The 19,364-nt window shown below is 67.2% G+C and carries 17 protein-coding genes; 10 read left to right on the plus strand and 7 right to left on the minus strand.

Going from position 1 to position 19,364, the window contains the following annotated elements; all coding sequences use genetic code 11:
• Window positions 1-95: 95 nt before the first annotated feature.
• On the minus strand, window positions 96-269 hold the full coding sequence (locus EV385_RS33925) for a hypothetical protein (protein WP_165449484.1): 174 nt from the start codon (window positions 267-269) through the stop codon (window positions 96-98).
• 349 nt (window positions 270-618) lie between these two features.
• On the opposite strand from EV385_RS33925, the gene EV385_RS14845 reads away from it, so the two are divergent.
• The 5 genes from EV385_RS14845 (at window position 619) to EV385_RS14865 (ending at window position 6,117) form a co-directional block, all read left to right on the plus strand.
• Entirely contained in the window at window positions 619-1,410 is a 792-nt protein-coding gene (locus tag EV385_RS14845; RefSeq protein ID WP_242624888.1) for a TnsA-like heteromeric transposase endonuclease subunit, read from the plus strand.
• On the plus strand, window positions 1,407-3,476 hold the full coding sequence (locus EV385_RS14850; protein WP_242624889.1) for a Mu transposase C-terminal domain-containing protein: 2,070 nt from the start codon (window positions 1,407-1,409) through the stop codon (window positions 3,474-3,476). Before EV385_RS14845 ends, EV385_RS14850 begins: the two co-directional genes overlap by 4 nt.
• Window positions 3,470-4,528 carry a TniB family NTP-binding protein gene (locus tag EV385_RS14855; RefSeq protein ID WP_242624890.1) on the plus strand — a complete coding sequence of 353 codons (1,059 nt, stop codon included), beginning with the start codon at window positions 3,470-3,472 and terminating at the stop codon, window positions 4,526-4,528. Before EV385_RS14850 ends, EV385_RS14855 begins: the two co-directional genes overlap by 7 nt.
• A complete protein-coding gene (locus EV385_RS14860) occupies window positions 4,518-5,684 on the plus strand; it encodes a TniQ family protein (protein WP_130510007.1) in 1,167 nt (388 codons plus the stop codon). Before EV385_RS14855 ends, EV385_RS14860 begins: the two co-directional genes overlap by 11 nt.
• A gap of 70 nt (window positions 5,685-5,754) precedes the next feature.
• Window positions 5,755-6,117 (plus strand): hypothetical protein, encoded by a 363-nt coding sequence (locus EV385_RS14865; protein ID WP_130510008.1) that lies wholly within the window; start codon window positions 5,755-5,757, stop codon window positions 6,115-6,117.
• Between the two features lie 461 nt (window positions 6,118-6,578).
• Here EV385_RS14865 and EV385_RS35675 read toward each other — a convergent pair whose 3' ends face one another.
• On the minus strand, window positions 6,579-7,205 hold the full coding sequence (locus EV385_RS35675; protein WP_278045040.1) for a hypothetical protein: 627 nt from the start codon (window positions 7,203-7,205) through the stop codon (window positions 6,579-6,581).
• A 143-nt stretch (window positions 7,206-7,348) separates the two neighbouring features.
• Here EV385_RS35675 and EV385_RS35090 point away from each other — a divergent pair, with 143 nt between their 5' ends.
• The 5 genes from EV385_RS35090 to EV385_RS14890 all read left to right on the plus strand — a co-directional run bounded on the left by EV385_RS35090 (window position 7,349) and on the right by EV385_RS14890 (window position 10,310).
• Complete coding sequence (locus EV385_RS35090) at window positions 7,349-7,543, plus strand: hypothetical protein (RefSeq protein ID WP_242625386.1); 195 nt, start codon at window positions 7,349-7,351, stop codon at window positions 7,541-7,543.
• A 1,068-nt stretch (window positions 7,544-8,611) separates the two neighbouring features.
• Window positions 8,612-8,905, plus strand: a complete 294-nt coding sequence (locus tag EV385_RS14875) for a hypothetical protein (RefSeq protein WP_130510010.1) — start codon at window positions 8,612-8,614, stop codon at window positions 8,903-8,905.
• A gap of 36 nt (window positions 8,906-8,941) precedes the next feature.
• The gene (locus EV385_RS14880) at window positions 8,942-9,280 is read left to right on the plus strand and encodes a hypothetical protein (RefSeq protein ID WP_130510011.1); all 339 of its coding nucleotides are present in this window, start codon (window positions 8,942-8,944) and stop codon (window positions 9,278-9,280) included.
• Window positions 9,280-10,026 (plus strand): hypothetical protein, encoded by a 747-nt coding sequence (locus EV385_RS14885; RefSeq protein WP_130510012.1) that lies wholly within the window; start codon window positions 9,280-9,282, stop codon window positions 10,024-10,026. Before EV385_RS14880 ends, EV385_RS14885 begins: the two co-directional genes overlap by 1 nt.
• Window positions 10,023-10,310: a hypothetical protein gene (locus tag EV385_RS14890; RefSeq protein ID WP_130510013.1), complete on the plus strand. Its 288-nt coding sequence runs from the start codon at window positions 10,023-10,025 to the stop codon at window positions 10,308-10,310. Before EV385_RS14885 ends, EV385_RS14890 begins: the two co-directional genes overlap by 4 nt.
• Window positions 10,311-10,388: 78 nt before the next feature.
• Here the strand turns inward: EV385_RS14890 and EV385_RS14895 are convergent, their stop codons facing one another.
• The 5 genes from EV385_RS14895 to EV385_RS14915 form a co-directional block, all read right to left on the minus strand.
• On the minus strand, window positions 10,389-11,000 hold the full coding sequence (locus tag EV385_RS14895; RefSeq protein WP_130510014.1) for a hypothetical protein: 612 nt from the start codon (window positions 10,998-11,000) through the stop codon (window positions 10,389-10,391).
• A 523-nt stretch (window positions 11,001-11,523) separates the two neighbouring features.
• Window positions 11,524-14,466, minus strand: a complete 2,943-nt coding sequence (locus tag EV385_RS14900) for a Z1 domain-containing protein (protein WP_130510015.1) — start codon at window positions 14,464-14,466, stop codon at window positions 11,524-11,526.
• Window positions 14,463-15,449, minus strand: a complete 987-nt coding sequence (locus EV385_RS14905; RefSeq protein WP_130510016.1) for a PD-(D/E)XK motif protein — start codon at window positions 15,447-15,449, stop codon at window positions 14,463-14,465. The genes EV385_RS14900 and EV385_RS14905 overlap by 4 nt, the downstream gene beginning before the upstream one ends.
• The gene (locus EV385_RS14910) at window positions 15,446-16,960 is read right to left on the minus strand and encodes an ATP-binding protein (RefSeq protein ID WP_130510017.1); all 1,515 of its coding nucleotides are present in this window, start codon (window positions 16,958-16,960) and stop codon (window positions 15,446-15,448) included. The genes EV385_RS14905 and EV385_RS14910 overlap by 4 nt, the downstream gene beginning before the upstream one ends.
• Entirely contained in the window at window positions 16,957-18,972 is a 2,016-nt protein-coding gene (locus tag EV385_RS14915; protein WP_130510018.1) for an AIPR family protein, read from the minus strand. The genes EV385_RS14910 and EV385_RS14915 overlap by 4 nt, the downstream gene beginning before the upstream one ends.
• Between the last annotated feature and the right edge of the window lie 392 nt (window positions 18,973-19,364).

The raw sequence follows: 19,364 nt of genomic DNA on the forward strand, positions 1-19,364 counted from the left end.
CTGCCGAACAGAGGTGTCAAATCCTGGGCACCATTAGCAGTGCTAGCGGGACAGGCGTCGTAGCTGGGCGATCCGGACGGTGCCGACCACCATGATCAGGACGCGGCAGCGATCAGCAGCGCCAAGGCCAGCGGCAGGCTGCCGCCTATTCCCCGGACGTTGGCCTGCACGCTACGGGTGTTCTGCCCGATGACGACGATCAGCGCCACAGACAGCAACGCGGCGGCGCAGATGCCCGACAAGGTCGAGCCGGCGCGAGTGCGGGGCACTCGGCCCGTCGGCGACGCCGGCCCGACCCCCTGTGGCGGCACCAATGCGGCCGTAGGGTTCAGCAGGCGTGTTTCTGGTGCGGTGCCGGTCGTTGACCATGACATCCCCCTGGGCGGGTGGGCCGGCGTGGCGGGCACCGCAGGACGGATGTCGTCGATTCCGGAATACCCCCATCCTACGCCTGTTCGGCCGGGGCTGATCCGGAGCGTCCGGGCAACCGTCACCGTGACACAACACCGAACGACACCCCGCACACCCCATTGTCCTGTCTCATCTGATCAGTCGCAGTCTCACTTGATCTGACGCATTCCCGACTCCGTCTCACTCGTCCTGGCGCAGATCGGGTTCATGTCGGTGGTCGTTGATGTCTGCGTGGTGATGAGCGCGCCGGCCGGAGCGGCCAGTTGGATGCCCGGTCCCGAGTTCAGCCTCGCCTATCTCGAAGGTTGCGAGGGCGGGATACGCGAGTGCCGCGTCCCGCTCGCGGTGGGCTGGACAGCCCCGTTCGAGACCGTGGCTCCGGTGCGCGACTTCCCGTCCTACCAGGGCCAACGGAGCTTCTCCGGTAGTTGGTGGGCGGCGACGACCCGAGAGTTCGTCGGATTCGAGTCCTGGCTGGAACGTGACCGGATCATGCTGTTGGATTTCTCCCCGCAAGTCACGGGAATCGCGTCTCAGCCGTTCTGGCTGATCTGGCCGACCGGCGACCGTCAGCGCAGGCACGCGCCGGACCTCTTTGCCCGGCTCTCCAACGGGACCGGATTGGTGATCGATGTGCGTCCCGACGATCGGATCGAACCGAAGGACGCTGAGGCGTTCGCCATGACCGCGGTCGCCTGCGAGCAGGTGGGCTGGCGTTATCAGCGACTGGGCGCAGTCGATCCGGTGCTGCTGGCCAACGTGCGATGGCTGGCCGGCTACCGGCATCCGCGCTGCCTGAATCTGCGGCATGCCGACGACCTGCGCCGAGTGTTCGCGCAGCCGGTACCGCTGCTGGCGGCTGCCGAGGAGGTCGGCGACCGGATCGCCGTGCTGCCGACGCTGTTTCACCTGCTGTGGTCCGGGACCCTGGTCGCCGACGTGGAGACCGCGCCGCTGTCGGCGGCGACGACTGTCACCGCGCACTGGACACCGCGGTGAGCGTCTCGCGGCCGCCGAATCTCCACGTCGGCGATCAGGTTCTGCTCGGCGGGGCGGCCCACACGGTCATCGCCGTGTCGGCACACGAGGTGCAGCTTGCTGACGTCACTGGCACCGAGGTCACGCTGCCGCGGGCGAGAATGCTCGCCGATCCTGGGTTCGCCGTCGTTACGGCCCGCGCTCCGCTCCCACCGCCGGACCTGCTGCAGGGCTTGCCGGCCGAGGCGGCGGCCCGGGTGCGCTGGTGGGAGGAGCACATCATCGAGGTGCTCACCGGGGCACCGCCGCAGGACGGAGGTCACCGCCCGGCGAAGATCGAGTACGGCCCGCAGCGCTCGTTGCGGCAACGCGAGCTGGCGAAGGTCGACGAACTGCGAGCCACCGGCCACGAGGTCACGTTGAGAACGCTGCAGCGGATGCGGCGACGCTACGAGACCGAGGGCCTGCTCGGGCTCGTTGACGGGCGCAGCGTCCGGCCGCCGTCGGTGACCGGCCGGGTTGACGAGCGGGTCGTGGAAGCAGTTCGCCAGGCGGTGCGCGAGCAGACGGACGTTTCGACCGGCACGGTCGGACGCCTCCGGCGCCGGGTCGAGAAGATCCTCGCCGCCCAGCCCGCGGATCAGGAGCCCGTGGTCATGCCGTCGCGCGCGACGTTCTACCGGCTGGTGGAGCGCGTCGCGGCCGGCAAGCACACCTTCGGTTCGGCGCGAACCCGCCAGTCCTTGGCGAAGCAGCCGGCACGGCCGTTCGGGACGGTGACCGCGTTCCGGCCGGGCGAGTGGATGCAGATCGACTCCACGCCCTTGAACGTCCGTGTCGCGCTGGACAACGGCATCGTCGATCGCGTCGAGCTCACCTGGCTGGTCGATCTGGCCACCAGGACGATCCCCGCCGCAGTTCTCAGCCCCACCACCAAGGCGGTCGACGCGAGCCTGCTGCTGGCCCGCTCGCTGGTCCCCGAGCCGATGCGGCCGGGCTGGCGGGACGCACTGCGGATGGCGCGATCGGTGCTGCCACACCGCCGGCTCACCGAGATCGACGAACGCCTGGAACACGCCGCCGCCCGGCCCGTGATCGTCCCGGAGACGGTGGTCTGCGACCACGGCAAGGTCTACATGTCCGAGACGTTCCGCAACGCCTGCCGAGCGATGGGCATCAACTTCCAGCCCACCCACGAGGGATCGCCGTGGGAGAAGGGCACCGTCGAGACCAGCTTCTCGTCCGTCGACACCTTGTTCGCCCAATACGTGGCCGGCTACGTCGGCAACAGCGTCGAGAACCGCGGCCGCAACGCCGAGCAGGGTGCCGTCTGGTCGATGATCGAGCTGCAGGAACTGCTAGACGAGTGGCTGGTCGCCTGCTGGCAGAACCGGCCGCACGACGGACTCCGTGATCCGCTGACCCCAGGCGATCCGCTGACACCGAACGAGAAGTATGCCGCGCTGATCGAGACGGCCGGCTACGTTCCGGTGCCGTTGTCCGAGCACGACTACATCGAGCTGCTGCCGGCGATCTGGCGCACCGTCAACTCCTACGGAGTCAAGATCAGCCACAGGAAGTATGACTGCCGGGCGCTGGATCCCTACCGTCGCCAGCACTCCGGCGTCACCGCCAAGAAGGGCCTTTGGGAAGTCCATCACGATCCCTACGACGTGAGCCGGATCTGGATCCGCAACCACCACGACGGCGGATGGATCCAGGCTCCTTGGACGCACCTGAAGACCACGCCGGCGCCCTTCGGCGAGCAGGCGTGGCAGCACGCCCGGCAGACCGTTGCCCGCCGCGGCCAGGACCCCGTCACCGAGGCCGAGATCGCGCAGGCCGTCACCGACCTGCTCGACCAGGCCGAACGAGGTCCCGAACGCGACCAGCCGTCAAAGACCAGCCGGAAGGTGGCCGCCCGAACCCGAGCCACCGCCCGCAGGAAGCAACAGGTCCCGCAACCGCCGGCGCAACCGCAAGAGGAGGAACCCTCCGCGGTTGCGCCCGTCGAGCAGGAACAGCTCGCCGACGTGATCCCGCTCGGGATCTTCAACGCTCACGAGGAGGCACGCCGCCGGTGGTGACCGCACCCAGCCAGCAGGCCAGCAGCACCGATCCGGGGCAAGGCGGTTCCCGGCCGCCGCTCGACGACGAGGACCGGCATCGGCAACTGACCACCCGGGAGGGCTGGCGTCGGTTCACCGACGAAGCCGCGACGGACCTCGTCGTGCTCACCGAGCCGCAGTGGCGGCGTCTTGCCGAAGACGAGCGGACGCGTTACGACGAGGAACGCATCGATCACCACGCCCGGCTGATCGTCATCGCCACCTCTGCCGTCCGCCGGATCGTCACCGCTGGACGGCGGTTGACCATGCTAAACAGGCACGCGATCAGCGCCCGCCGCGGCCTGGTCGTCTCCGGCGCCGCCGGCACCGGCAAAACCACGGCCATCACCCAGCTCGGCAAGACACACGAACTGATCGATCGGCAGCGGCATCCCGGACAGACGCGGATCCCCACCGTCTTCGTCACCGTCCCACCAGCCGCGACGGCACGCATGCTCGCGGTCGAGTTCGCCCGGTTCCTCGGCATCCCGGTCGCGCCTCGCCAGAACATCACCGACGTCACCGAAGCCGTCTGCGGCGTTCTCTGCGCCGCACGCACCGGCCTGGTCATCGTCGATGAGATCCACAATCTCAACTTGGCCACCCGCAGCGGGGCCGAGGTCTCCGACCAGCTCAAATACTTCTCCGAGCGGATCACCGCAACGTTCGTCTACGCCGGCATCAACGTCCAGCGGGAAGGGCTGTTCTCCGGCACCCGAGGCCAGCAGATCGCCGGACGATTCAGCATGATCCCCACCGTCACGTTCCCCTACCAACAGGAGTGGGCCGCCGTGGTGGCCACCCTGGAACAGGCCCTGCGCCTGCACCATCACCCGATCGGCAGCCTCGTCAAACTCGACCGCTACCTGCATCAACGAACCAAGGGAATGATCGGCAGCCTGTCGCACCTGATTCGCGGCTCCGCCATCGAAGCGATCCTCGACGGCACCGAACAGATCACCAAACAGACGCTGGAAAGCATCGACCTCGACTACGCCGCCACGACCACGACCCTGCCCGATGGCCGCTGAACCCACCACTCGGCGACGGACCTGCGCCGAGTGCCCCACTCGGCTGTCCCCAACGGCACGCTGGAACGCCAAATACTGCACGGAGGCATGCCGAGCCCGAGCCTGGCGCCGCACCCAACGACGTCTCCAGGCCGCGGCCGAAGGGCCCCGCCGACCGCAGCGATGTCCGGTCTGCGGCCAAGACATCTTCACCAGCGACCTGGTCCGGACCGACACCGTCTACTGCTCGACCCGATGTCGAACCCGCGCCTGGCGAGCGCGGATCAGCGGCACCGGGCCGGCGATCATCCCTGACCTGCGCAGCCTGCCCTCACGACCCCGACCGATCGACCACGAAACGCTGACCTCTTACCTCCAACGGCTGGCCGCAGCCAACCACCTCGCCCCGGCCACGCTCGTGCACCACCTGCACGGCCGCTGGGCCCCCACCGCGTCGGTCAACGTCGAACGACTCGCCGCCGCCGTCGAGATGCCCGAACGGTTTCTGCGCTACGCGCTGCCCGAACTCCGCAACGCCTACGAACACGCCGTCATGAACAAGGCCGGCCGCAACGTCGACCTCATCCAGACAAACATCCGCCCCGCCTGCCGCCTCTGCATGGCAGCCCGCGGCATTCTCCAGCGCGTTCACCGCTGGACGGCGCCGGAACACAACGTCTGCCTCCGACACGGGCTCTGGATCGGCACACCCCAGCACGACCTTGAGGATGTGCACCAACCCGAGATATCCCTGGAACCCGAGATCGCCGCAGCGCAGAAACGCCATCTCAACCTGCACCGCCGCTACCGCCGGCCAGCTGTCACCAGCGCCTACACCGAAGCCTCGGCAGTCTGCGCCCTCTGGGCAACCCGCAACGCTTACCCCGACCGGCGCACACGCCGAGCCCAGCAGTTGAACCGAGACACGACCGGCGGGGTCAACCGGGCTGTCGCCGCCGCCGCGATCTATCCCGACGTTGTCGCGCTGACCAGCCTCCTCGCCTCTTCGCACTGGCGCGCTCTCGCCGGGCAACCTGCCTCCCTCGCGCTGTTCTGCGCTGAGGTCAGCCGCCGGATCGGCCACCACTACGAACCCGGCGGATCCCAGGAACCGATGGCGCGATGGATCCGCGAGCAACAGCAACTGCCGATCAGCCCCCACGCCGTCGAATGGTAACGGCGACGCGAGGACGTTTGATCACCGCTGAGTAGAGTGACCTCGCCGTCGACCACGGAAAGGACGAACCATGACCACTGACCAGACACCCTCCGTGGTCCTGGACTCAATCGACGAAATCCGCGCCCTGCACCGCATGCTCATCGAGCGCAAGTTCGACGGCACGGAGGACGAGTTCTTCGGCAGTCCCTTCATCGCCGCTGTTCAGCACCGGCTGGCCGACGCCCTCACCACGGCCGAGCCGTCCAAGCCCTGGGCCGCTTGGAGAGACGCCGCAGGCCACAGCGAAAAGATCGACAAGGTCCGCAACCACATTGCCGGCCTCGGCCGATTCTGGGCAGAGGCGAACGTCACCACACGCCGCCAATGCGTCCGCGACCTCCTCGCCCCGCTGCTGCCAGACGACACGCTTCTTCACGACCTGACCGCCTGATCCGAGCCTCAACATCCGGCCGCCGCAGCGCAAGCCACGCGGCGCCACGCCATCATCAATGAGACTGCGTCCCGTCGGGGCCGTCTCACTCAAGGTGACGCATCCGAGGTCACGCGGGGCTGCCTACGTCAGCTTGGTTGAGACAGGACACCCATACCGCCCCAAACCCTGCTTCACTTGCGGAAACAAGTGGAGAGGCGCGGGCCCCCCGTGCGAGCTGCCGCGGGCGTCCACCGCCCGGCGATGATTCCTGGCCGGGGAATCCACAGCGTTCGGGGCAGCCAGCGACGGGGCCCCAACGAGATCACATCCCCACCTGGGTCAGCGTACGAAGCGCTGATCATCCCGGCCACGACATCCCGGCGTCCGTCCACGCCAGACCGGCCGGCCCGTGTGCTGGGCCGTGGACCTCACCACACCCCTGTCCGCCCTGCTCCTCACCCTGCTGTGGCAGCGCCACCTCACGGTCCGCTACGTGTCCGGCACCGTCGCCCACCACATGGCCGCCGCGTTTCACCGGCGAACACAAGACCGACGCCCGCGACGCCGTGATCATCGCCCAGACCGTCCGGCTGCGCTCCGACATCCCCCCAGCTCAAACCATCCGGCCGGCTCCTCGCAGAGCTCAAGGTCCTCACCGCGCACCGCGCCGACCTGATCGGGCAACGCGTCGCCGCAATCTGCCGCCTGCAGCAGACCCTCACCTCGATCAGCCCCGCCCTGCAACACGCCGTCGACCTCAAACGCCGCCCATCCTCGCCCTCGCCCATTGGCAGACCCCCGCCGCGATCCGGCACGCCGGCACCGACACCATCACGGCCCTGCTGCACCGCGCCGGCATCCCGAACGCCGCCGCCCTCGCCGACACGCTGCACACCGCCGCCAGCCGCCAAACCGTCCGGATGCCCGGCGAACGCGCCGCCACCCTGGTCGTCCGGCACCTCACCGCCGACATCCGGGCCCTGGCCCAACGCGCCGCCGACATCGACGAGCAGATCAGCCAGCTGCTCGGCGAGCATCCCCTCACCGCGTACATCATCAGCCTGCCCGGCATGGGACCCGTCCTCACCGCCGAACTGCTCGTGCACACCAACGGCATGACCGAATACGACAGCCCGGCGAAACTCGCCGCCCACGCCGGCCTCGCCCCCATCACCCGCACTCCGGCGCCGTCTGCGGCAACCACCACAGCCCGCGCCGCTACCACCGGGTCCTGCGCAACGTCTTCTGGATGTCCGCCTGCACCTCCCTACGGACCTGCCCCGCTTCCCGGACCTACTGCGACAGGAAACGCGCGGAAGGCATACACCACTACCAAGCCCTCATCGCCCTCGCCCGCCGCCGCGTCGACGTCCTCTGGGCCCTCACCCGCGACCACCAGACGTACACACCGACCCCCACGGCCACCCGGGTGACGGCCGCCTAACCGAGGGCCACCTCACCGAGATCAACCCAGTGACGACAAATGTCCTGGGCTGCAGAAACATGCCCGAAGATCACCGGCTGGGCAGAAGGGAACTCCGATGGTGATCGGACGTCGGAGCACGGTGCAGCATTGTGCGACACGGACCGGCACGCAGGCCCCACTCGGCGACATGCTAGAGTCGTTACCCGCAGGTCCGGGAGTAACGAAACGCCTGGACCAGCGGATACACAACCGCGACCCGCTGGACGCATCAGCACGTGCGATCACGGAGAGTAGTTGTGTGGGCGCCCGTAGCTCAATGGATAGAGCATCTGACTACGGATCGGAAGTAGATGTTCGCCGGCGTTGATTCGGCGCTCAGAATAGATGGGCCGTGACCTGGGAAGACTCGGGATCACGGCCTAAACTGTTTCCGCATAATGGCGGAAATTCCCACCCATCGGGACCGTGGTGATCCGTTTGTGATCGCGCGTTCGGGAATGGTCTGTGCTGCCCGAGGATGCTTCGGTTCGGGGAATGTCGTTCCCTCTAGCTGCGGGCGGACGTGCTAGGTACGCGCTCTTGGGCCCGTGTCGAGGCCGGTAGGTCCTTCTGATGGCCGGGATCGTGCAGAGTTCCACCGCGGTACACAAGCGGTGGCCCACGAACGGAGCTGTCCCTGCTCTGTCGCTGGCACGGTAGGCCGGAAACGGTTTCCGGACACAGCGGCGGCCGATGCCCGTAGCTCACTTCCCAGCTGTTCGTGCGGTGAACTTCCCCATGGTTGAACTGACGCAGAGAATCGCCAGCGCCAGCCGTTGAGCGCGATGAACGGCACTCCAGTAGGGCTCGTGATTCGGACACTGATCCGCCATGTCGTCAGGACGGGGCCGCGGAGATTGGTCCGCATTCGCCCACGGACCGCCGGGGTAACCGACTCCGCGGCAACGATCGGTATTCAGGGCGAACACGCAGGGGAATATCGACGAAACCACCCGGTCCAAGCCGTGATTCCGGCGGGCAGCGAACGCCGCCGGGCGCGGCTATCCTCGTCGGGACTCTCAAGCTCAGGAGCAGGGGGAATACCGGGTGATCGACGCGACGCGAGGGTTGCGCGAGAAGTTGGGCATGGGGCTCGTCGTGCTCGCGATCTGCTCCACCCTGATGACGGCGGGCCTTGCCGCCGACCGCGACGCCCCCGGGTGGGCCGCGACCGCGGCGTTCATCGGGACTCCGCTGAACCTGGTCGGTCTGGTGTTCGTGGTGCGCAGCGTGCGCGCGAAGGATGCCAGCCGTTCGTCACGCTTCCTCGCGGTCGCTGCGGCGTTCGTTCTCGTTGCCGTCGTCGTGCTGATTCTCGGCGCGCGATCCACCACCGCCTGAACAGTCCGAAGGCCGTACGCACCACGGGGGTACCACATGACCTTCTCGGTCGATCCGCACGCGCTCGACGGCTACGCCGCGCTGCTCGGGCGTGCGCGCGACGACGCGCAGCAGTGCAAGGCGTACTTCGCCGCGAATGTCGTTGACCTGTCGCCGGGCGGCGACGGGCTCATCAACCCGATCGTCTACAAGCACGTCACCGTGCAACAGAAGCTCGGCGCCATGCTGGATCATCTCGTGACGTTGCTGGATTCCTCCTGCGAACAGATGACCGAGGCGGCGACCGAATACCGCAGGACCGACCACAAATCGGCCGCTCGGATCGATAACACCTACCCCGAGGTCAAGCGCGTCCAAGGGTGGAGGGACCGATAGTGGCGTTCAATGACGTCGACGACCCGGTCGGCCAGCTCAAACCGCCCGCCGAGCGTACCGAAGAGATCCTCGGGCAGCCGTTCTCCGACCCCGGGTCCATCCTGGACTGGGCCAGCCCGAGCCACATCGTCAACGAGTTCGTCAAGCAGGTCGTCGGGTACGACGTCTACGGCGAAGCCGCGAAGGTGTTCAGCGGCGACTGGGAACTGGTGTGGCAGGCCGCCGGCGCGTTCCGCAGCCTAGCCAACGCGTTGCAAAGCGTCGGCATCAACGTCTCGCACGGCAACGTCGAGCTGGACACCTCCTGGGACGGCAACGCGGGCGACGCCGCCTACACGTACTTCGCCGACCTCAGCGGCAAAATCAGCTCGCAGCAGCTCGCCCTGAACAGCCTCGCCGCCTCCTACGAGAAAGCCGCCGAAGGCACCTTCCGGATCGGTGAAACCGTCTCCGGTCTCCTGAAGGACATCACCGACTTCGCCATCGTCGGAGCGCTCGCCGCGGGCGCCGGCACAGCCACGATCGAAACCGGCGTCGGCTTCGTAGGCGGGTGGGGTGTCGCCGCCTACGAGGGGTACAAGATCATCGAGTTGGCGGACCGGGTGACAAAGCTGATCGACAACGCCTACACCATCATCAACGCCGCAGTCGGCGAAATCGAGACGTTGTCCGCCGACATCGGAGCCGTCGGGCAGTACCCGCTTCCCGGCGCCGGGTACAGGCACCCGGGGGCCGGGCCGAAGTGAGCGACCTCGGACACGAACGGCTCGTCGACCGGCTGCTCGCGCACCTCGAACGCCACAGCGACGACGAACGGCTGCGCGAAATGGCCTCCGGCATCCGCCAGGGCAACGCTAGCGCGGCCGAGTCGCTGCGCGCGTCGTACTACGCCGACGCGCTCTATCCGGGGCTCGACGGCTTCGCCGGGTGGTATCAACAGCTCAGCGAGTCCGAGCGGGCCGCGCACGCGGACCAGTGCCGCAAGGTACTCGACGACCTGAACGAGGCCGACACCGCCGACCGCAGGTGAGCGGCGCCGCACTCTCGGGGTCGCTCTACCGGCACGCGGCCCGCACCGTAGCGTGCAGAATAACGGTGCTCGCCGGGATCATGGCAGCCACCGCCGCTGCTTGACCGCAGCCTCTGCCGCCGGAAGCTCCTCCACCTCGCTGATCATCTGGTCTCCGCCCTTGGACAGAATGCAGGGGTCGCAGAGATAGCTGACGAGATAGGAACCACCCATGGAGTCGTAGACCGTAGAACCGTAGTTGCCGCGAACCGTGACAATCACGCCATCCCTCGGCTGGGCTGGCCGAGCCGACATGCCGTTGTCCTGAAGGCTGCGATTACACACGAGGCAAACCATGGACATCGTGCCGTCCCCGCCGTCGGCATGTCCCGTCGCCACCGGCACGGCCTCGAACTCGCCAACCTGGCGGGCGTTCCGCGCGGCGGTGACCGAGGCCGCAAGCTCCACCGTCAGAGCGGCGAGGTTCGGGCGCTGTTCGGCGTCCTCCGAAGCCCCACTGCGGTCCGATGGCAAGTCCTGGGCATCTTCCACTGTAGAAGCTGGCGCGTTGCGCCAAGCCGCGTTGACCCAACGCCAGCAGCCCCGGCAGGTGACTCGGCCCCAGTCGTCATCGTGCGCGACGGCCTTCCTCAATTCGCCGCACGGTGTCAAGGTGGCGAGCAATTCACGCCCGCCGTAGTGCGTCGCCATGTCGTGTTCCTCCAAGCTCTGTCGATCAACTGGCCGATCATGAGCTACCCCTCCGACAAACCACCGACCAGCGAGGGGATCACGTGCGGAAGGCGTCATTACACTTTTAGTCTTGTATGTGAGGTGCTGACAGATCCGATCGTGGCGACCGAATTGGGCAGCCGTCGGATCTTCGCTCGGTGTCGCCAGTGCCCCGTCGAGGTCATTTCCCAAATCCTGCCTTGCCGTGGGATTCGGGGAGAGCACCGGCTCATTCATGAGGCGTGTGGCGCCTCTGGGTCGCCCACGAACGTGCCGCGCTGCGGCACCGTCTCAACGAGCCTGTGATCGCGAAATTCGGGCCACCGCCCGGCGGACGGTGGTGCGGGCCACTCAGAATTCTCGGTGCATGTCTGACTCGGTCGGGATGCGGTCGCCAGGGGCGACAGCCTGCCGGTGCGCTGCCCAGTTCCCCACCGGTGCTACTGCCGGTACCGCAGCGCGCCGCGGCCGGACGGCTGTTCAGGTACTGCCGCGACAACCTCTACTGCGGCACGTCCACGACGACGGCGGTGGGGTCGCTGCTGTTGCGCGTCTGCCATTTGATCAGTTTTCCGTTGAGCGGCATCGTGCTCATCGGTGTCACGAGGTGGAACGCCATGGTGATGCGGTTGTCCGGGACGGGCCCGCCGTCGAACTCGTCCTTGTCTCTGACAGCGGGGTACATGATCAGGGCGCCAGTGGCGGGTCCGTGGAGTCCGTCGGCGGTGGGGTCGGGAACCGGCGTGGACAGGCCGGCTATCCGGTTCGCTGCGTTGCGGTGACGTGATTCGCTGACCGCTCGCAAGGACCCCTTGGAGGATGTCCAGGCACGCTGGAAGATGCTGAAGGGTCCGTGTCCGAGGATTTTCTGGGCGGTGCTCTTGCCCGAGCTTTGGAACGGGAAGATGACCACCCAGCGGTTCAGCTGGTCGGCTCGCAGGCTGCGCAGCCAGGCAAGCTCCGGCTTGAAGGTGTCGTCTCCGTTCCAGGAGAGCTTGTCGAGGATACGAAGCATCTGCGGATGTCCGAGTGTGGCGATGCGGGCGTCGTAGTCGGTTCCGGCTGCCTGGGTGACGGAAGTTTCGTTGACTCTGGTAATCCGGACGGTCTTGAACTTCACGACCTGGTCGGCCGCGGCGAGAACGGGTTCCCAAAGTTCGTTGTTCGCCATCGTCAGATTCGGGGCGGTGTCCGGGTATGGGTAGGCCACCGGCTCCATGGGTTCGCCGGGTGAGCTGCGTTCGACGAGTCGGGCGTTCCACATCTTGTTTCGGCCGGTGGGGCGGAGATCTGGGCGGTGCTGGGCGATCAGCGGGGGTATCTGTTTCGGTGTGATCTGCGGTACGCCGTCGACTGGTTGCGCATAGCGACGCAGTTCAGCGCGGAGGAACTCCTCGTCGCGGCAGGCAGCGGCGAACATGCTGTGCAGCTCTTTGGTGGTGTAGATGCGGACGAGGTCGCGGTACTTGGGCCGGAACCCGAACCAGCGGCCCATCTGCATGAGTGTGTCGACCTGGGACGTGGCGCGGCGGTAGTAGGTGACGGTGAGTCCTTCTACGGTGAAACCGCGGGCGAGTTTGTTGCCACCGACAAGGATGCGCCAGATCGAGCGACGGTCGAAGTCCAGGCTCTCCTGCTGGCGTTCCAGGTCGGGGTCACTATTGACCACGATGACCGGTCCGGCGTCGCGGTCCGGGGGGCTGATCCTGCTGATAGCGGCGCCGATGTCTGGGCGTAGGTCGTCGAAGTTTGCTGGGGTGGGCAGATCGGGGGCTGTTGTCTGACTCACGGGCAGGATGTCGTTCTCGTACACGTGGCGTAGGCGTCGAAGACCGGCCGGACTGTGGTAGTCGCTGGTTTCCCACATGCGGTTGATGGCGGCGGCCGCCTCGCGGTGTGACTCGCGGCCCATGGCCTCGTGCACCAGCATGGTGTGGTGGCGGTAGCTGGCGTGCCCGAGCCGCTGTCGGTGCAGTTTGACGGCACCGGTGAGCACGTACATGTCCAGCGCCGTGCGTAGTTCGTCGTCCTGCGGTTCCTCGCTGAGCAGGCATACGTGTCGGCGTTCCTGGGACTCGGCGTAGCTGCGCTGATCCAGCGGGATGTCGGTGTCGAAGTCGTGGAAGTCCTCGGCTCCCATGTATCCAACCGGCCGCGGCAGCGAGATGAGGAAATCGCGGGGGAAGATGTCCTCGACATCGGCTGGATCGACGAAGACGTTGGCGTAGGGCGTGGCGGTGTAGCCGACGTACTGTGCGCGCGGCATCATGGTCAGCAGCTGCCCGATGAGCCGGTTGATGGCGGTGCGTTCCCGGCTGTCGTCCTTCCACTTCTTCGGACTGGTGGTATTCACGGAGGCTTGGTCGGACTCGTCGTCGATGATCAGGACTGGAACCTCGCCCAGACGGTCGCTGATGCGGCCAAGGTCAGCGACGAGGTCCTGCAGGACGGTCTTGTTCTTCTTCGCCACAACCAGGCGGGCGTCGCTTGTGAACAGGTTGACCGGTTCGAACAGCCTTTTGGTGCGGTCGTGGCGTTGGTACTCGAGTGCGGAGAATCCCGTGCGTAGGCGGCGGTAGTCCCAGGCGTGGGTACTCAGCCTGCGGACGTCGGGGTAGCCGGCATCGGACGGGCGGCCGCCGTGGCGGATGAAACGGTCGGCGTCCCAGTCGGGGTCGTCCTGGTACTCGTGACCTTTCGTGTCGTGAGGGGAGATTTCGAGTTCGAGGTTCTCGCGGCCGAGCAGTTCCATGTCGAGGCGCCGTTGCGTCTGGGCGCGCAGCATGTTGGTCGTCCCGGTGAGGACAATGACCAGGCGGTAACCGGCGTCGACGGCCTTGGCGATCACACCGGTGAAGTTGGCGGTCTTGCCGCTCTGGACGTAGCCGACGACCAGTCCCTTGGCCTGGTATGCCTTCACGCGGGTGGGGTCGGAGAGGCGTCGGACCACCTCTTCGGTGGCTAGGTCGAGTCCGGCGACGGCGTCGGGGTCCCAGCCCTTGTCGAGCAGGAACTTGCGGTAGTGGGTCCAGTAGAAGTCGCGGTCGTGGCGGCGTTGCTGGGTGCGCCATTCCTCCCAGTCGTCGGCGATGACGATGGGCGTCGCTGCGGCGGCGTAGGGGAACCGGTCGGCGAACAGGTCCTGCGTGGCAGGGTCCAGGGTGAGCGCCTCGATGACTGCATTGCGTCGTTCCGCTGTGTTGCTCGCAGTTCCGGCCGCCCAGGCAGCGTCCGTGGCGACCTGGTCCCATCCGGCCAGGGCGTGGGCGAACTGCTGACGCAGGGCGTCCTCAGGGCCTGCGGCGCGGAGGTGGGCGAGCAGGGCGGTGCCGTCGGCCAGACTGTCGTCGCCGAGCATCGCGGCCAAGGGGTGCAGGGTCCTGGGACCGGTGCGGTCCATCGCATTGAGCGCGGCGCTGTAGGCGGTGATGAGGGTGTCGCTCATCGGAGCTCCTGTCGTCCGGCATCTACGGCGTCGTGCAGCGGACCCGGTGGCTGGTCGGGGGATCGGCCGGTGAGGTCGATGCGGTAGCGAACGTCGCTGACGGAGTTCAGGTCCGCACCTGCGGCGGTGAGCATGGCGGCGGTGAGCCGGGGAAAGCCTGCGGTGACCTGGAACAGAGCCGGGTCGCTGCGCAGACGCCAGTGCTGCAATGTGTCATCGGCGTACCGGTGCCGCCAGCCGGCCGCCTGGAGGCGGACATCGAACTCGTCGCGCAGCGGCACGGTGGTGAGCAGCCCACGGACCCGGGTCACCATCTCTGCGACCGTGATACCGCCGGATCCAGCCTTGGTCAGCTGCAGGGACAGCAACCACAGGGGCCTGTGGGTCGTCGGCTGCAGCTGGGTGAGTGACGAGATCCGGTGGCATCGGTTCTCGGAGGTAGTGGTCTTGACCTCGACGTCGAGGTGTGGGAGGCCGAAGTCGTGTTCCTCGGTGCCGCCGCGCCAGGCCTGCAGGGCCGCTTCGGGTGTGGTCGTGGCGACCAGTCCGGCGAGCAAGCTCAGCTCGCCGAGCAGACCGGTCTCCACCTCACGCGTGAGGGTCTGCTCGGCTTTGATGAGGTGACCCAGGTGGCGCAGGGTCTCGTGCAGTGCCCGGCTGACCGGCATGTGGTCCAGCTGCGTCCGGTCGGCGATTCCGCAGAGGACCGGGTAGGCGTCGGCAAACAGCCGTGGTTCGTCCACCGCTATCTCGATCATGCGGTGGCCGTCATGGTGGACCACCGACATGCTCAGATGTTCCAGACCTGTGTTGCCGGGGGTCTCGTTGCTGCGGGCCGGCGCACGTAGGCCGATTCGGCGGTTGTCGGGGTCGAAGAACAGGACGACGCGGGGGTCGCCCTCGATGGGGTGTTCCAGCAGCAGACCGGTGGCGAGGTAGCCGGCGAAGCTGTCGTTGCTGAGGTGCCTTTCGTGACCGGTCATGACCGCCCCGCGTAGGAGGCGAGTTCGGTGCGGGCGGCGACGGTAAGGATCTGCTGCCAGAGTTCGATGTTGTCCTTGTCGCGGGCGCCGAGGATCGCCCCTTGGAAGACGTTCTCCATGAGCAGGAAGATCACCGCCTTGAGCAGGGGTGCGTCGTTCAGGCCGCCTCGGCGTCCGCCCAGCACGGCGGCCCGGTACCTGTTGTTCAGGCGCAGGGTCGTCGTGGTGCGGTCGACCTCGAAGAAGTCGTCGTTGTCGAACTTGGCCCAGAGGATGTTCAGCGGCTGGTCGTTGATCTGTGGGAGTTCGTCGACGATCTCACGGACGACCTTGGGATTGAGGCCCTTGCCCGGCGGGACGACGGGACGACGTTGACCGGTGGCACGTCGGTTGCTGACCACCCAGGTCGATTCGGCGGCCTGCAGGTAGTCGGCGATGGTGGTTCCGTCGTCCGCGCGGGCCGTGGTGACCGCACGGGCAAAGTCCGGCCCAGCGGTGACCCGGGACTTTTCCGGGTTCATGGTGAAGATGCCGGCCACGTCACCGTCGATGTCGATGCTGGCACGAGCGAGCTGCAGCTTCTTGTCGGGCGCGTGGATGCCCTCCCAGCCGCCGGCGTGCAGGAGTCGGTTGCGCCGGTAGAAGTACAGGCCCTGCCGGTTCTCGGCTCCGCCCGGCAGCCGGTACTCATCGGTGTTGGATCTGCGTGGCCAGATGTGACAGGTGATCGACAGTCGTGTGTCGCCGACGTCCGCTGTGAGGGTCCGCGGCCATCCCGGTGGGGGTTTCGGGTAGCCGAACGGGTCGAGCGGTCCAACTTCCGTGGGGATGCCGACGCCGCCGTCGACGTCTTCGACGTCAATCACGATCCTCGTGTCTCCCGCGGCGAGGATGCGGTGGAACATGAGCCCGAGGTGCCCTCGGAGGTGGTCGATGGCGCGGGAGAGGAACGTCCTCACCTGCAGGGGGTCGTCGGTGGCGGGGAAGCCTGCCACCTGGTCCCAGCGGATGACAGTGCCTGACGGTGAGGTGCTCACCGCCCACGGGCGGTCGAGTTCGGCGTCGGCGAAGGCTGTGGGTACGAGGTCGCAGTGGAAGCTGGCGCGGTCGTCGCCGTGTACCCACCGTCGCCCGACGGCGGAATGGCCTGCCGCGCGGGTGAGCACGGTCAGACTCGCGGCCTGGCTGAAGGAGGCGGCCTTGAGCCCGACACCGAAGCGGCCCAGGTCTGTGCCGCTGTAACGGCGGCGTCCGCCCAGCGTCATGGCGGTGTCGATGCTGTCCGGCGTCATCCCGCGTCCGTCGTCGACGACGTAGAGACCGGTCAGACGTGTCCCGACCCGGATGAAGCGGATGAGAACGTTGCGGGCGCCGGCATCGATGCTGTTGTCGACGAGATCTGCGAGGGCCGTTTCCAGCGAGTGATTACGCCCCAGCGAGTCCAACGCGCGAGGGTCAGGCCGCAGCTCGACGGTGCCGTCGGTGGGTACATCGGCGATCCAGGTGGTCATCGGCCCGTCCCCGGAGTGTCGTCGTCCGGGGTTCCGAACCGGGTGGGGCGGAACCCGCGTTCGCGGGCTAGTTCCATCAGCAGCGAGGCCGCGCGCAGTTGCTTGCCGGCGGGGATGTTGCCCTGCGAGAGGGCGTGGGCGACGTCGCGGACCGTGGCGCGTTGGTGGTTGTCGAATGTGCCGGTGGCGGCGCCCCACGCCGCGAGGTCCTGCCAGTCACCGGTCTGAGAGTGGTGCAGCGCCTCGATGTCGGCGGTGTAGCTGTCGAGCGTGGTGAGCTCCGTATCGAGCGCGGGCGGCGGCGTCCAGTCGATGTCGCGCACCGCGTCCCAGCACTCGTCCTTCTTCGCCCACTCCCCGACGTGGGTGCGGCCGTCCGGCGGTGAGATGATCACCTTCTGCACCAGGACGCACAGTTCGGTCAGGGCCTCGGCTAGCGCGGGGGAGAGGGTCTGCTCGCGCCAGATGCGGTCCAGGTCGATGCGGGCGCCCGTGGCGTGGGCGATCTTCGCGACTGTGTAGGTGACGATGTTGGCCTTGTACCCGCCAAAACTCTGTCGGGCGACGAGCTTGTCGGTGCGCCGGAACAGGATCGCCTTTGCAACCAGGTGCCGGCAGTAGTCCTTGTCGACCGTGATGTCCTGCTGGTCGAGCCACTCGGAGAACAGGGTGAAGTTCTTCTCCGCTCCCAGGCTGACCTGCTGTGGACGCATCGCCCAGGAGACCTCAAACTTGGCAAGCTCGGACTTGGTGAACTTCTGGTCCGCCGGGTTGATGGTCTTGAAGATCTTCTGCCGGGACCGGGTCACCTCGGCGGCAAGGGCGTTGGCGTACTGGCCGCGGGCACGTTCGTAGAACCAGTGGGTGTCGCAGTCGTGGACCGGCCCCGGCGGCGCCCACAGCGTCCGCATGATGCGTTCCACATCGACGTGGAAGCTTGCGTTGGCCTTGAGGTCCGAGGCGGTGACACGGTTCTGGGTGTTGGAGTACGCCGAGATCTTCGGAACGATCTCGTCCAGGCGCTCGGGCGAGACCACTGTCAGCTTCATCTGCACCAGCACGGCACCGATGTCGGTGGTGCGGCGGGCGTGGTGGATGGAAGCGGTGGTCTGGCCGCCGTTGACGATCTGCAGCTCGTGGATGCGGGTGATCCTGCGCTGGCCCGACGGGTCCACGTCGAAGTCCACCGCCGAGGCTGTCGCGGCGATGCCATTGTTGTAGGCCAGGAAGCGCTCGGGATGGTCTCGCAGCGTCCGCTGCATGCCGGCGTTGACCGCACCACGCACCTGGAGGAAGGACCGGACGTTGCGTTCCAGCAGGCGGGCACCGTGCCGGGAGTAGAGGTCGGCCAGATCCGTGCCGGACACGATGGCCAGAAGGACGGAGTAGTCCTCGGTGGTGTCGGGCGTGCCGAGGCAGGGCAACCCGGCGGGGAACTCAGCGACGATGGGCTCGGCGTGGCTGCCGGAGGCCGTCCAGTTCGCCAGGCGGCGCAGGTCCCACACGTCACGCGTGATCACACGGTTCTCGAACTGCAGAGGGGGCACCGGTTCACGCATCACGCTGCGGGCGTTGGTGATGAAGACGAACCGGATCCGGTCGACATGCGGATAGCTGTCGACGACGGTCTGGATCAGACCGTTGACCTCGGACGATGGGTCCTTCCTCGCCAGCGCGCCGGACAGGCTGCGCGAGAGGAAGTTCTCCAGGCGGCGGAACGCGGCCTCGATCTCCACCCTGTTGATCTTGAAGGCGTCGTCGGCCCGGGGGCTGTAGCTGGTGACGAAGAGGTCCAGGCTCTGGTCGTCCGTCGAGAGACCGAAGCCACTCACCTCGACGCCGTGGTCCTTGAACCGGACCACGGTGGCGTCCTCGGTCAGCCCGTCGCTTGCCAGCTGCTCGAGCACGAGGCCAGCGAAGGCTTCCTGCGGATCGCAGTCGTTGATCTCCGCGAACGTCCTGACCTCCTCCAGGAGGCTGTACGCGTGGAAGTCGAGGTCCGACTCATGCACCGCACACCTCCGTCAGGGCCGGACAGGCGGGTGCCCACCCGGGCGGCACGTCCGGGGAAGGGTTGACCGTGGGCATGGGGCACTCCGAAGGGACAGGCGGTTCGTCACGTCATCGACGTGGTCGACCGCGCCGGAAGACTCCAGCATAGGGAAGACGTCCGACACCACTCGCCCACCGGAATGGCAAGGTTACTCTCGATGACCGACTTCGCCTTATCGGACACGGCGAGTCGTCCGGCTGGCCGAGCTGGATGTGGACGGCTGACCGAGCGCACCTCTCAACTCAGATCATCACGCTGCGTTGTGCAATAGGGGGAACCAGTGCAACAGATCGCAACTGTGAGTGACGCGACCCGTTCGTAACCGGCCGGGTGCTTGGGCGCACTAGCGAC

It is taken from the genome of Krasilnikovia cinnamomea, assembly GCF_004217545.1.
Lineage (GTDB): Bacteria > Actinomycetota > Actinomycetes > Mycobacteriales > Micromonosporaceae > Actinoplanes > Actinoplanes cinnamomeus.